At 44.0% G+C, this 14,537-nt stretch carries 14 protein-coding genes; all 14 read right to left on the bottom strand.

What is annotated here, in order from left to right; all coding sequences use genetic code 11:
• The 14 genes from fliJ to topA all read right to left on the bottom strand — a co-directional run bounded on the left by fliJ (position 1) and on the right by topA (position 14,531).
• Positions 1-453: a flagellar export protein FliJ gene (gene fliJ / locus SporoP33_RS14355; RefSeq protein ID WP_081244362.1), complete on the bottom strand. Its 453-nt coding sequence runs from the start codon at positions 451-453 to the stop codon at positions 1-3.
• Positions 450-1,784, bottom strand: a complete 1,335-nt coding sequence (gene fliI, locus SporoP33_RS14350) for a flagellar protein export ATPase FliI (protein ID WP_231293259.1) — start codon at positions 1,782-1,784, stop codon at positions 450-452. Before fliI ends, fliJ begins: the two co-directional genes overlap by 4 nt.
• Position 1,785: 1 nt before the next feature.
• Positions 1,786-2,559, bottom strand: coding sequence for a flagellar assembly protein FliH (gene fliH / locus SporoP33_RS14345; protein ID WP_196796809.1), 774 nt, complete (start codon positions 2,557-2,559; stop codon positions 1,786-1,788).
• Entirely contained in the window at positions 2,552-3,565 is a 1,014-nt protein-coding gene (gene fliG / locus SporoP33_RS14340; RefSeq protein WP_081244359.1) for a flagellar motor switch protein FliG, read from the bottom strand. Before fliG ends, fliH begins: the two co-directional genes overlap by 8 nt.
• A gap of 14 nt (positions 3,566-3,579) precedes the next feature.
• A complete protein-coding gene (fliF, locus tag SporoP33_RS14335; RefSeq protein ID WP_081244358.1) occupies positions 3,580-5,175 on the bottom strand; it encodes a flagellar basal-body MS-ring/collar protein FliF in 1,596 nt (531 codons plus the stop codon).
• Between the two features lie 55 nt (positions 5,176-5,230).
• The gene (fliE, locus tag SporoP33_RS14330) at positions 5,231-5,539 is read right to left on the bottom strand and encodes a flagellar hook-basal body complex protein FliE (RefSeq protein WP_081244357.1); all 309 of its coding nucleotides are present in this window, start codon (positions 5,537-5,539) and stop codon (positions 5,231-5,233) included.
• A 29-nt stretch (positions 5,540-5,568) separates the two neighbouring features.
• On the bottom strand, positions 5,569-6,030 hold the full coding sequence (flgC, locus tag SporoP33_RS14325; protein ID WP_081244356.1) for a flagellar basal body rod protein FlgC: 462 nt from the start codon (positions 6,028-6,030) through the stop codon (positions 5,569-5,571).
• Between the two features lie 2 nt (positions 6,031-6,032).
• Positions 6,033-6,422: a flagellar basal body rod protein FlgB gene (flgB, locus tag SporoP33_RS14320; RefSeq protein WP_081244355.1), complete on the bottom strand. Its 390-nt coding sequence runs from the start codon at positions 6,420-6,422 to the stop codon at positions 6,033-6,035.
• Positions 6,423-6,930: 508 nt separating this feature from the next.
• Positions 6,931-7,707, bottom strand: a complete 777-nt coding sequence (codY, locus tag SporoP33_RS14315; RefSeq protein WP_081244354.1) for a GTP-sensing pleiotropic transcriptional regulator CodY — start codon at positions 7,705-7,707, stop codon at positions 6,931-6,933.
• An 86-nt stretch (positions 7,708-7,793) separates the two neighbouring features.
• The gene (hslU, locus tag SporoP33_RS14310) at positions 7,794-9,185 is read right to left on the bottom strand and encodes an ATP-dependent protease ATPase subunit HslU (RefSeq protein ID WP_081244353.1); all 1,392 of its coding nucleotides are present in this window, start codon (positions 9,183-9,185) and stop codon (positions 7,794-7,796) included.
• A gap of 3 nt (positions 9,186-9,188) precedes the next feature.
• On the bottom strand, positions 9,189-9,725 hold the full coding sequence (gene hslV / locus SporoP33_RS14305; RefSeq protein ID WP_081244352.1) for an ATP-dependent protease subunit HslV: 537 nt from the start codon (positions 9,723-9,725) through the stop codon (positions 9,189-9,191).
• Positions 9,726-9,736: 11 nt separating this feature from the next.
• Positions 9,737-10,636: a tyrosine recombinase XerC gene (xerC, locus tag SporoP33_RS14300; protein ID WP_081244351.1), complete on the bottom strand. Its 900-nt coding sequence runs from the start codon at positions 10,634-10,636 to the stop codon at positions 9,737-9,739.
• Positions 10,637-11,097: 461 nt separating this feature from the next.
• A complete protein-coding gene (gene trmFO, locus SporoP33_RS14295) occupies positions 11,098-12,408 on the bottom strand; it encodes an FADH(2)-oxidizing methylenetetrahydrofolate--tRNA-(uracil(54)-C(5))-methyltransferase TrmFO (protein WP_081244350.1) in 1,311 nt (436 codons plus the stop codon).
• Positions 12,409-12,455: 47 nt separating this feature from the next.
• Positions 12,456-14,531 (bottom strand): type I DNA topoisomerase, encoded by a 2,076-nt coding sequence (gene topA, locus SporoP33_RS14290; RefSeq protein ID WP_081244349.1) that lies wholly within the window; start codon positions 14,529-14,531, stop codon positions 12,456-12,458.
• Between the last annotated feature and the right edge of the window lie 6 nt (positions 14,532-14,537).

Here is a 14,537-nt window from a genome sequence, read left to right as displayed (position 1 = left end):
TTACCACCCGTCTTCTTTTGAACGGAACTTCATCGTCGACAGTTCGTCAATTCGATTTGCCTCTGCGTGTTCCATTTCGGCATTATATTGTTCTTTCCCGATTTCACGCATTTTCTCAAATTTCTTCACTTCAATATTTTTTTCCAGCAATTGTGATTCAATCCAGTTCATCTTCGACCGGGATTTCATTACTTCCTTCTGCATCTGGTCTATCGTCACATCGAGCGTATTGATAAATCGGGAGTAGTTGTGTAAATCATCAATAGAAAAACCGGAAGCCATCCGCTGCTGCTGCTCCTCGAGTACGTCTTCCTTCTTTTTCATCTGATCGTACAGCTGTCTAGCCACGCATTCAAACTGTTCAATCGCTTCTTTGTAGGCCATTTCTGTTTCATCGCGCTCTTGTTCACGCAACGTCAGAACTTTTTCAAAACGATAATGATAAGTAGTCATCTGCGTTCTCCTCCTCCAGAAGCTAACGCGATCATTTCATTTACCGTATCTTCCAGCCGGACATTCTCATTAAATTTTTGCTTTAGAAAATCGGTGATGATCGGTTCATATTCAATCGCTTCGTCAATTTCACGGGATGTGCCTTTTTTGTATGCACCAATATTGATGAGATCTTCGGATTTATCATAGGCATAATACAATTCACGCAATTTCGCCGCTGCTTTCAGATGTTCGGGATCGGCAATGTGATTCATCAGACGGCTGACACTCTTCAGCACATTAATCGCCGGATATTGGCCTTTATTGGCAAGTGTCCGGTCCAGTACAATGTGGCCGTCGAGTATCCCGCGTACGGCGTCGGCAATCGGCTCATTCATGTCGTCACCGTCAACCAGCACCGTATAGAAAGCAGTGATGGCACCTTTTTCATTCGTCCCGCTGCGTTCAAGCAATTTCGGCAAAATCGCAAACACTGAAGGCGTGTAGCCGCGGGTTGCAGGAGGTTCACCGACCGCCAGGCCAATTTCACGCTGCGCCATGGCAACACGGGTCACTGAGTCCATCATGAGCATGACATTCAGGCCTTTGTCACGAAAATATTCTGCAATAGCTGTAGCAGTCAGTGCACCTTTAATCCGCATGAGTGCCGGCTGATCGGATGTTGCCGCCACTACAATCGTTTTCTTTAGCCCTTCAGGACCAAGATCCCGGTCAATAAACTCCCGGACTTCGCGGCCCCGTTCCCCGATCAGCGCGATGACATTAATATCTGCTTCCGTGTTACGCGCAATCATACCGAGTAATGTACTCTTTCCCACACCTGACCCCGCAAATATTCCCACCCGCTGTCCGCTGCCGACTGTCAGCATGCCGTCAATCGCTTTTACACCGACAGCCAGCCTGTCGTTAATGGTCGGTCGTGTCAGCACGTTCGGCGGGCTGTTTTCCGTACGGACTGTCGCCAGCCCTTTCGGCAGTGCACTCGAATCAATCGGATTCCCAAGCGAATCAAGTACTTGTCCGAGCAGATTCATTCCAACTTTTACTTCAAGCGGCTTGCCCGTTGTTTCAACGAGGCAGCCACTTGAAATATTGCGTATATCTGTGTAGGGCATGAGCATGACGATTTCTTCACGGAAGCCGACGACTTCTGCCTGGATCAGAGATCGGCCTTCTTCAGGGACATTCAAATGGATGAAACAGACATCCCCAATCGATGACTCAGGACCTTCTGATTCAATCAGTAATCCGACCACGCGGTTAACTCGTCCGTATTTTTTTAACGTGTTGATATTCGGAATAATTCGAATAAGATCTTCGGCTTTTTTCAAATTACACACCATCTTCCATGATTTTCACCAATTGTTCTTTCAGTTCATTCAGTTGATCATCTACACTCACAACGATTCGGCCGTGGTTCGTTTCGATAAAACAATCTGTCGCATTGAAATCTTCATTGACAAAAATGAGGAACGGTGTTTCGGGCGGAAAGATGGAAGCAAGTTCCGCCCGATGCGTCGTCACCATTTTAAAGTGCTCAGTCGGGACGAATAATTTAATCTCCTTCATCTCCTGCGCTTCCTTGATTCCTTTCCTGACGAGGCATAAATAAGCCTCATCATCATCTTCTATCGTTTTATTAATAATTTGTTCAGCTGACCGTATGCCAATATCCAAAATGACGCGTTCCTGATTGATTAAATACTGCGTTGCGTTCTCGTAAGACAATGTAGTAGTCTCATTGGCAGCTTCGACCATTTCCCGCATTTCTGCCAGCGCTTTATTGCGGCCGTCTTCAAAGCCTGCCTGAAATCCCTCGTCATATGCTTGCTGCTGTAATTGTTCTTTTTCATTTGCCCAGGCCGCCTGCATCGATTCAATGTCGGCTGCCGCTTCTTCCATCCGCTGTTTAATTTCTGCATCTGTAATTTGTCTGCGCTGCTCCATTTCCTGCAGCAGGCGGTTGCGCTCCATGAACAAAGCACCGGCCGATACAGGTTTCTCTTCTTCAGCAGCATCTTGCGGAGGCTGTAAATTACGGATCGAAATTTCTTTCACAGGATTTTGGTTCATTACCGTACGGCCAGAACGAAACAGATTAGACAATGATGTCATCTCCTCCGCCACGCGCGATGATAATCTCTCCTGCATCTTCGAGTCTGCGGATAGTTCCTACAATGCGGGATTGTGCTTCCTCCACATCCCGAAGCCGGACAGGACCCATGACATCCATCTCTTCTTTAAAGGACTCTGCCATGCGCTGTGACATGTTCTTGAATAATATATCTTTTACTTCCTCACTCGATACTTTCATTGCCAGAATCAGATCTTCGTTTTCACAATCACGGATTACGCGCTGAATTGAACGGTTATCCAATGTAATGATATCTTCAAAGACGAACATTCTCTTCCGTATTTCTTCTGCAAGCTCCGGATCCTGAATTTCGAGCGCATCGAGTATCGTTTTTTCCGTTGATCGGTCTACACCGTTCAGCACTTCGACTACTGCATCTACGCCGCCTGTTTCGGTGAAATCCTGCGTGACAGTGGATGACAGTTTTCGTTCGAGAACCGCTTCTATTTCACTGATCACTTCCGGTGAGGTTGATTCCATTGTTGCGATTCGTTTGGCTATGTCTGCCTGCATTTCCTGCGGCAGCTGTGAAAGGATCAGCCCTGCCTGTTCAGCCTCTAAATAAGACAAAATCAGTGCAATCGTCTGAGGATGCTCATTTTGAATAAAGTTCAGAATTTGTGACGGCTCCGCGCGTCGTGCGAAATCAAACGGCCGGACCTGAAGGGAGGAGGTCAGCCGGTTGATAATTGCCTGCGCGTGGTCTTTTCCCAGCGCTTTTTCAAGTACCGTTTTGGCATAGCCAATTCCTCCTTGAGAAATATAATCCTGTGCAAGCGCGATATTATGAAATTCTTCAATAATCTCTTCTTTTACAGAGGATTCTACTTTTTTTACGCCAGAAATTTCTAACGTCAGCTGCTCGATCTCTTCTTCATTCAAATGCTTATATACCGATGCCGACACTTCAGGCCCCAGAGAGATGAGCAGCAATGCGGCTTTTTGTTTACCTGACATATCCTTATCTTTCTTAACCAACTAACATCCCTCCGTTACTCCTTGGCAATCCATGTTCGCAATAACTTCGCAAATTCTTCTGGTTTATCTTTGGCCATTTTTTCCAGTTGCTTTCTGCGCGCTGTCGCTTCGGTTTCCTGTTCCAAATTAATGTCATCTACTTTGACAGCTTCCAATTCAGCCTGTTCGAGAGCCAGCTCTTCTTCGAGTTCTGCTTCATTGCGGCGTTTACGCAAGAATAGAATGACTAAAATAATTACCGCCAGAAGCAAAATTCCTCCGATTAAATAAACCCACCATGGTATGACTGTCTTAGTATCTTCAAACGCAATATTTTTCCCCCGCAGCGGCTGGACGGATACCGCAATTTTTTCTGCCAGCATCTCATCCGTCAATTCCCCTGCTGCTTCCTTATCCAATGAAGTACGAACAATCGTCTCCAGAATACGTTCTACATCCTGACGCACTTCGGGAGCCAACGACGCAGGGTCATCCGCAGTCGGCGGTTCAATCATTACTTGTATGCCAATATTACTGATTTTATAAGGGCTTTCCACTATATCTTTTCTAATTCTGTTCACTTCATTGTTTATCGTTTCTTCCAAACGCTCGTAGTCCCCGTTTCCGCCTTCCCCTTCCACATAAGTGGTCCGGTTATCGGTTGGATCTTCCGCTTCAGGAGTTCCGCCCACAGCAGGATTGGTTCCCGAAAACGATTCGGTTATCCGCTGAACACTCAGCGCAATTCCTTCCATGTTTTCCGGATCGACCGGTGTGACAAGATTTTCTTCGCGCTGCTCTTTCGTAAAGTCGATGTCTGTTGTAACGGAAACAACTACTTTATCCTGGCCCATCAGCGTACCGAGCATCATTTGAACTTGGCGCTGCAAGTCACGTTCTATTGTCTTTTTTACACCCATTTGATCGGTTACATTTGCGCCATATGAATTTCCAGAATTATTTAAATCAAAATACTCAAAGTATTGGTTCTGTATGACGATATTATCATTAGAGAGATTTGGAAGGCTCTTTGACACCAGATTATAAAGAGAAGTTATCTGCTGTTCAGAAAACTTTTGGCCGGGATTTGTTTTCAACATAATAGCCGCACTCGCTTCAGTCGTCGTGTCATTCACGAAAATACCTTCTGTCGGTAAAGTCAGCATAACTTTTGCGTCCTTAATACCTTCTATACCCTTTATTAGGTTTGCTAATTCCGTCTGCATCGCAGCCAGCTTAATCATGTTAAATTCATTATCCGTAGTGCCAAATCCCGCGTTGTCCGAGAAAAATGAGTAATCAATAAGTCCGGAATCCGGAAATCCTTCTGCCGCAAGTGACACACGCAGATTATCCAGCTGTTTCTCAGGCACTGATATGGCTGTACCGCCCGGTTCTACTAAATAAGGAACCCCCTGACCGTCAAGCACTTCTTTGATGCGTCCGATCTCAGATGGCGATACTTCTGAATAAAGCGTTACGTATGTAGTTTTTGAAAAGAACATTGTTAAAAAAACCGCCAGCGCAATCACACTGGCCGCCGTTGCAATATATATAATTTTTTGGTTTTTTGTACGACTATCCCAGAAAGCTGTAAGATCCGCTCTGAGCTTTGTGAGTCTTTCTTTCATTCTAATCCCCCGGTCAGCCCCACCAGGCAAACTTCTGCCTCGTGCATTCTATCTGTTAGACAGGCATTCTAATGATTTCTTGGTATGCTTCTACCACTTTGTTGCGCATTTCCACAGTTGCATTGAGCGCGATGCTTGCTTTTTGAGCTGCAATCATCACGTTATGCAGATCAACATCTTCGCCTTTTACAAGCCTTGTCGTCATAGTATCTGAGATTGTTTGTTTTTCATTTACTTGATGGATTGCATTGTTTAGCATGGCTGAAAAGTTTTGCTGTGCTTCAAACGGTGTTCTTTGTACTTTCGTGTCCGGCTGTTGGATTTGCATGGCAGGCAAAGCGCCTGTAATTGATTGAATCGGCATTTATTCCACTTCCTTATTTACTGATATGATTATCTGCCAATCTCCAGTGCTTTCATCAGCATAGATTTATTGGCATTCAAAACGGTGACATTCGCTTCGTAAGATCTCGTCGCGGACATCAGGTCAATCATTTCTCTTAATGGATCAATATTCGGCATTTCCACATATCCTTCTCCATTCGCATCAGGATGTGCCGGGTCAAATACTAATTTAAACGGCGTCTCACGGTCTTCCTTCACACGCGTCACTGCTACCCCGCTGCTTGCACCGCCGCGGGAATGTACTCCCTTAGCCGCTTGAAGGAAAGATGCGAATTGTCCTTCTTTCGGTTGTAATGTGACAGTTTTCCTTCTATAAGGCTCCCACTCTCCATCCACCTGCTTGGCCCTGGTGGAATCAACATTGGCCATATTAGATGATATCACGTCCATACGGAGCCGCTGTGCAGTCAATGCCGAAGAAGATGTATTTAAACTATGGAATATACTCACAATTATCGACCTCCTTTAATCACACTTTGCATCGAGTTAAATTTCCCGTTCAATCGTTCAATCAGCGCCGAGTTGTAAATTTGGTTGGCTGCCAAATCAGCCTGCTCTTTATCCATATCGACACCGTTGCGATCCTGACGATAGCGCAGTCTGGATATGTCAAACATTTTACTGCCTGCGGAATGGGTAAATTCCATATGCCTTGAATCCGTCTTATAAGCCTCGAGGCCTCTGTTCGATTCAGCAGCAAATACTTCTTTGAAATTTACGCTTTTCGTTTTATAGTTTGGTGTGTCTACGTTCGCTATATTTTGTGATATTGCTTTCCCTTTTGCAGATGAGTAGTCAAGACCCTTTTCAAGCAGGTTGATAGTACTGCCATAGATATTCATCTTCTCTCACCCTTCCCTGATTTAGTTCTATTCTCATTGTTTTTTACAGTATTTCACGTTTGTATAATAATCTTCGACAAGAACTTTGTATAAAAATGTCGATTTTATTAATCTACTACTCTATTGTAGCGGACTATAATGATTATTGTCCAATGAATTCTGTAAGATTCTGTAGTTCAATGTAACCGTTTTACGGGATTCTAACTATTCACTTTCCTGTAGTTCATCACTTTTTCAGAACTGATTTTTTCAACATAATTAAAAGGGGCTATTTTATGGATATTTAAAGTGTTTTTTCGCTGCTTAGATGCGGGGATTTCCTAAGGAGCAAGAATAAGAAAGATCGGCGGAGGATATATTATGTCTCACTCCTACCAAAGTAATCCCCGTGTCTGTATGTATAAAAAGTCATGCAACAATTATTTCAAAAATAAAAAACTGAAGGAAAGATCCGTGTTTACGGAATTTCCCTTCAGTTTATCTCCACTATTTTCAGCGGAAAAATTGTTTATGAATTGTGTTTTTCAAGTTCTTCTAAAAATTTGTCGTTCAGAACTTTAATGTACGTTCCTTTCATTCCTAAAGAACGTGATTCGATTACACCAGCACTCTCCAGTTTACGCAATGCGTTAACAATTACTGAACGCGTAATTCCTACCCGATCCGCAATTTTAGACGCTACGAGCAATCCTTCATTGCCGTCGAGCTCTTTGAAGATATGCTCAATTGCTTCATGCTCACTGTAGGACAGGGAGTTGATTGCCATCTGTACGACCGCTTTGCTGCGTGCTTCATGTTCGATTTCCTTCGATTTTTCACGCAGGATTTCCATACCGACTACTGTCGCGCCGTATTCAGCAAGAATCAAATCATCTTCTGTAAAGCTGTTTTTTAATCTCGCAAGAATCAGTGTGCCTAAACGCTCGCCGCCGCCGATAATCGGAACAATTGTTGTCAGCCCTTCTTGGAACAACTCTTTGTTCTCTACAGGGAATACTGTATATTCGCTTTCGATATCGATATTTGGAGACGTTTCGTTGATGGAGAATAAGTTATTTGTGTAAACTTCTGGGAATTTGCGCTCTTCAAACATTTTCTTCATGCGGTCGTTTTCGATCTGATGGTGGATCTCCAGACCAAGCAATTTACCTCTTCGGCTTACGATGAATGCATTACAGTCAATTACATCGCTAAGTTCTTCCGCCATCTCTTTAAAGTTAACGGGACCACCCGCACCTTTTTGCAGCATTGCGTTGATTTTTCTTGTTTTAATTAATAAACTCATTTAAATTGTTCCTCCTCATAAATCTCTTCTGACTTTAATGAATATTCTAAAGGTTTTCAATCGTTAAATAAACAATAACGACTTCTTTACAGAATGAAATGTGACAAATCTTTGTTTTTCACGATTCCATCCAGCTTTTCATCTACATATGCAGGTGTAATCTTGATGGATGCCGGTCCGATTTCTGCCGCTTCAAACGATAAATCCTCGAGCAGCTTTTCCAAAATCGTATGCAGTCTTCTCGCACCTATATTTTCTGTCTCGTTATTTACTTCAAATGCAATTTCAGCCAGTTTGCTGATTGCTTCATCCGTGAATTCAATTTCTACTTCTTCAGTCAAAAGCAGCCGCTCATATTGTTTTAGTAAAGAAAAATCCGGTTCCCGCAGTATGCGCTCGAAATCATCTTTTGTCAATTTTTCGAGTTCTACACGAATTGGAAATCTCCCCTGCAGCTCCGGAATTATATCGGACGGTTTAGACATATGGAATGCTCCTGCCGCAATGAATAAAATATAATCTGTTTTGACTGCACCATATTTCGTGGTTACTGTTGACCCTTCAACTATTGGCAAAATGTCACGCTGGACACCTTCACGCGATACTTCTCCTGATGTTTTCTGATTACTGCTCGCGATTTTGTCCATTTCATCAAGGAATATGATGCCTGCTTGTTCAGTCAGCTCAATTCCTTTACGCGCAACTTCATCCTGATCAATTAACTTATCCGCCTCTTCTGCTTCAAGCACTATGCGCGCATCTTTTACTTTCATGCGGCGCTGGACCGTCTTTTTCGGCATAAGCGAAGACAATGCATCCTGCATTCCAGACCCCATTTGTTCCATACCAGACCCTTGCAGCGCATCAAACAAAGAAGGCTGCTGTGCCTGAACATCGACCGTTACCATTTGCTCTTCAATTTGACCATTTGCAAGCTGCTGTGCAATATCGGAGCGCTTTCTTCTGATTTCAGCCTGATCAGCAGTATTTTCAGGTTCAGTCTGTGTCTTTTGACCGAAAAACATTTCAAACGGATTTTGACCGGCAGTATTCTTTTTCGCTTCAGGAACTAGCAATTTGACTAATCTTTCCTCAGCCATCTTTTGCGCCTGCTCCTTTACCGATTCACGCATATCTTCTTTTACCATGCGGATACCGGCTTCGGTCAGATCCCGTATCATCGATTCAACATCGCGTCCGACATATCCGACTTCGGTAAACTTTGTCGCTTCCACTTTTATGAAAGGTGCATGTACCAGCTTGGCAATTCTTCTTGCAATTTCAGTTTTCCCTACCCCAGTGGGTCCAATCATTAAAATGTTTTTCGGGATTACTTCTTCCTGCTCTTCGGCAGATAATTGCATTCGGCGATAGCGGTTCCGCATAGCGACTGCCACTGCCTTTTTCGCTTTTTCCTGCCCTACTATAAAACGATTTAAATACGCGGTAAGCGCCTTAGGTGTTAACTCTTGCTTCATCGCTTACAGCACCTCCACGATAATATTGTGATTGGTAAAGACACAAATGTCAGCAGCTGTTTCCAATGAAATTCGTGCGATTTCTTCAGCAGACAATTGACTGCTGTACTTCTTCAATGCTCTTCCGGCAGCCAGCGCATAATTACCGCCCGAACCGATTGCTAATACGCCATCGTCAGGCTCAATTACTTCGCCTGTACCTGACACGAGCAGAAGCGTATCTTTATCCATGACAAGCAGCAGCGCTTCCAGTTTGCGAAGAATGCGGTCGCCGCGCCATTCTTTAGCCAGTTCAACAGAAGCCCGCTTAAGATTCCCGTCAAACTCCATAAGTTTTGCTTCAAATAAATCAAATAACGTAAAGGCATCTGCCACTGAGCCTGCAAAACCTGCCAGGACTTTTCCGTTAAACAATCGGCGTACTTTTGTCGCCGTATGTTTCATGACGACAGATTCACCCATTGTCACTTGGCCGTCACCAGACATGGCACATTGTCCGTCATGATGAACAGCAAAAATTGTAGTAGCATGAAATTTCATTTTAGTTCCTCCTAGGCACGGGGGTGCGTTTGTAAATAGGTCTGGCGTAAGTGTTCATTCGTGATATGCGTATATACCTGTGTCGATGACAGGTGGCTGTGTCCAAGCAGCTCCTGGACTGAACGCAGATCAGCGCCCGCCCCAAGCAGGTGCGTCGCAAATGTATGCCGGATCATATGCGGTGTAATAGTAGTATGCAACGCTGCTTTTTCCATTAAATCATCCAAAATATAGCGCACGCCACGGTCTGTCAATGGATCTCCGCGTAAATTCACAAACAGGCTGCTGTGCTTTTTTTGTTTCATAAGCATTGGCCGGCTGGAATTGATATAATCTTGCAGTGCGTCTTCAGCAAAACTTCCGAATGGCACGAAACGTTCTTTCCGTCCTTTACCCATTACCTTTACGATTCCTAAATAATGATCCACATCCTGCACTTCAATTTCTACTAATTCACCGACACGAATGCCTGTAGCATAGAGCAGTTCAAGCAGTGCCCGGTCCCGCAATGAACGGAAGTCCTCTCCCATTGTCACGTCAAACAATTTTTCAAGTTCCTGCTGATAGAAAAAAGCCGGAAGCCTCTCTTCTTTTCTTGGGTGATATAACAGTCTGAATGCCTGATCTTCAATCCCGTACCGGGTACTGATGAATGTAAAGAATGATCGAATTGCAGATATTTTTCTGGATATACTCGTTCTCGCATAAGAGCGATTATATAGGCGCGTCACGTACAGTCTGGCGACACCGTAGTCTACGTCGTCCAGCTGCCCGATTTGTTCTTCTTGCAGAAACAGTAAAAAATCCTGAAGATCCTTTTCATACTCAGAGACTGTGTAGGATGAATAGTTTTTCTCCAGGCGAATATGGGATACATATTCGTCAGCTAATTGTTTTATTTCAGGAATCATTTTATCACCCCGACACGATTTTATTGTCACACCTCGTGCATCAGAAGATTCCAAAGATTCTTGATTACATAAAATTTGGAATTAAACATCAAATTCAATGTTGTCCATAAAACACTATACAATAGCAAGGTTTTTTGAGCAACTTTGAAAACTGATTACAGCTTAGTTATTCCCCAATTGACGGCTTTTGACACATATTAGTCAAATTACTTTGATTTTAGCTATCATCATCTGCTTGCTGATCCAGTTTGTACCACTTAGTGGACGTTTCAAATATCGAGAAGTTTCAGTTATTTATTGGGAAACGGAAAAGCGCGCCGAAGTTCATCCCTTCCGCGACACACATCCTGCTTCCAATAAACCCCGACTATCTTAGCGGGTCGCAAAAAAGGACTGAAATCAAAACCTCTTTTAAGGTTTCGGCTTCAGTCCCGGTTTATCTTACTCTATACAATGCATGATTAGATATTCGTTGTTTCTTTAAATTCTTCTACCGCATGGAGCGCCCGGTTTGCATGTTTTTCCGCACGTTCGCCTTTTGTTTTATACCGTCTTTCCAGCTCAGGGAACAAACCAAAGTTGATATTAATCGGCTGGAAGTTATTTGGATCAGCTTCCGTAATATAGCGCGCCATACTCCCGAGTGCTGTTTCTCTTGGAAAACGGACAGGTTTGTCGCCTTTTGCCAATTGCGCAGCGTTGATGCCTGCGATCAGTCCTGAACCTGCGGATTCTACATATCCTTCTACACCTGTCATTTGACCGGCGAAAAGAATTGTCGGCTGTGATTTTAATTGGTATGTGCAATTCAGTACTCTAGGAGAGTTTATGAATGTATTACGATGCATAACGCCATAGCGTACGATTTCCACATTTTCCAATCCAGGGATTAATTTCAGCACTTCTTTCTGCGCTCCCCATTTCAGATGCGTCTGGAAACCAACCAGATTGTACAATGTCCCTGCCGCATTGTCCTGCCGAAGCTGAACGACAGCTTTTGGCTCTCTGCCAGTCTTCGGATCTTCCAGTCCAACCGGTTTTAAAGGACCGAACAACATTGTTTTTGCACCGCGCTTCGCCATAACTTCAATCGGCATGCAGCCCTCAAAGTACATTTCTTTCTCGAAATCCTTCAACGGCGCAACTTCCGCAGATATGAGCGCCTCATAGAAACGTTCGAACTCTTCGGCGTTCATAGGACAGTTTAAGTATGCCGCTTCCCCTTTATCATAACGGGATTTTAAATAGACTTTGTCCATATCGATCGAATCACTTTCCACGATAGGGGCTGCCGCATCGTAGAAGTATAAATAATCTTCACCTGTCAGCTGCCGGATTTCTTCAGCGAGTGCAGGTGATGTCAAAGGACCTGAGGCAACTACCGTTATTCCATCCGGCAATTTCGTCACTTCTTCATTGATGACTTCAATATTTGGATGGTTACGGATCTTTTCGGTTACGTTATCCGCAAATTCGTGACGGTCCACTGCAAGCGCACCGCCGGCAGGAACCGCACAGTCATCTGCGGCCTGGATAATTAAGGAATTAAATTGACGCATCTCTTCTTTAATCACGCCTACTGCATTCGTTAAATTATTGGCGCGCAATGAGTTGCTGCATACTAACTCCGCAAATTTGTCTGTGTGATGGGCGGGCGTTTGCTTCACGGGACGCATTTCATATAATTTCACTTGAACCCCTCGATTAGCTAATTGCCAAGCAGCTTCACTTCCGGCTAACCCCGCACCGATAACATTTACAGTTTGCGTCATTTTAACTACCTCTTTCTCATTATGCTGGAATACTATTTATATGCTGATTAACTTTGCGTTTCTTCTTTATAATCACATTCTGTACATTGGATTTGAACACCTTTTTTCAGGCGCTTCTCCACCAGTGTATGTTGACATTTCGGACAAGGTCTCGAAATAGGTTTATCCCATGAGACGTAATCACATTCGGGATACTGGTCACAGCCGAAGAATATCCGTTTCGTTTTGCTTTTCCGCTCAACGACTTCGCCTTCTTTACATTTCGGACATGTGACACCAATTGGTTTGATAATTGCTTTCGTGTTGCGGCAGTCAGGGAAGTTGGAGCATGCCATAAATTTACCGTAGCGGCCCATTTTGTAAACCATCGGCGAACCGCACTTCTCGCAGTCTTCGCCTGCCGGCTCATCTTTTATTTCAATTTTCTCCATTTCCGCGTCAGCTACTTCAACGTGCTTTTCAAATTCACGGTAGAATTCATCGATGACCTTGCGCCATTCAATAGTGCCTTCTTCCACATGGTCAAGACGCTGTTCCATTTGTCTCGTAAATTCAATGTCGATAATATCCGGGAAATATTGATTGACCGCCTGATGTACAATACCGCCAAGCTCCGTCGGAATAAACCGTTTGGCATCTAATGTGACATAGCCCCGCTTTTGAATCGTATCGAGCGTCGGCGCATACGTGGAAGGACGTCCTATTCCCAATTCCTCAAGTGTTTTCACCAGGCGTGCCTCAGAGTATCTTGGCGGCGGCTGTGTGAAATGCTGTTTTGGATCCACTTCGGCGAATTTGACTTTCTCGCCTTCTTCAAGCGGCGGCAGGATGTTTTCTTTCTCTTCTTGCTGGTCATCACTGCCTTCAATATACACTTTCATGAACCCCGGGAACTTTACCTGTGACCCGGATGCTCTGAAACGAATATCATTGTTCAGGAAATCAGCTGTTACGGTATCTAATACTGCAGGCGCCATTTGGCTTGCGACAAACCGCTCCCAAATCAATTTATACAACCGATATTGATCTCTTGATAAGAACGCTTTCATCGCGTCTGGCGGGCGCATCGCTGAAGTCGGCCGGACTGCTTCGTGCGCATCCTGCGTATTCGCTTTTGCTTTCGTTTTTTTCGTGCTGGTTGAAATGAACTCTTCCCCGTACATCGTATGAATGAATGATTTCACTTCTTCTTTCGCACTGTCGGAAATTCGTGTAGAATCGGTACGCATATAGGTGATCAAACCGACCGTTCCTTCTTTTCCAATTGCAATTCCTTCATATAATTGCTGTGCCATCATCATCGTCTTCTTCGCGCGGAAGTTCAGCTTACGTGCTGCTTCCTGCTGGAGAGATGATGTAGTGAACGGCAATGCCGGATTACGTCTGCGTTCTTTCTTCACTACCTTAGACACTTCAAATTCATCTGACTGCAATGAATCAATGATTTTTTCCACTTGTTCCTGGTTTGTCAGCTTCAACTTTTCTGAAGCATTGCCGTAAAATGCCGCTTCAAAAGTTTTATCAGCCTTTGTGAACTGGGACGTGATGGACCAGTATTCTTCTGGTTCAAACGCGTTAATTTCATTCTCGCGGTCAATAATTAATCGAAGTGCGACTGATTGCACGCGTCCTGCAGATAAGCCCTTTTTTACTTTCTTCCAGAGAATCGGGCTGATGTTATACCCTACTAGCCTGTCAAGAATACGCCGTGCCTGTTGTGCATCGACTAAATCCATATTGATCGGACGGGGATGTTTAAATGATTCTTTAATAGCGTCTTTTGTAATTTCATTGAAAACTACGCGGCAGTCAGATTCGGTATCCACACCCAGCTGATGCGATAAATGCCATGCAATTGCTTCCCCTTCACGATCCGGGTCAGCCGCGAGAAATATTTTCTTCGCTTTTTTTGCATCCTTCTTCAACTCTTGAAGTATCGGTCCTTTGCCTCGGATCGTAATATACTTCGGCTCATAATTATTCTCAGTATCTACACCCATTTGACTGCGGGGTAAATCACGTAAATGCCCCAGCGAGGCACTAACTTTATACTTTTTTCCTAAGTAACGTTCAATCGTTTTCGCTTTAGCAGGCGATTCCACAATTACTAAGTAATCTGCCATATCGTT

The organism is Sporosarcina sp. P33, from assembly GCF_002077155.1.
In the GTDB taxonomy this organism is placed as follows: domain Bacteria; phylum Bacillota; class Bacilli; order Bacillales_A; family Planococcaceae; genus Sporosarcina.
The sequence above is the reverse complement of the archived record's forward strand: the minus strand, read 5'-3'. Positions and strand labels throughout refer to the sequence as shown.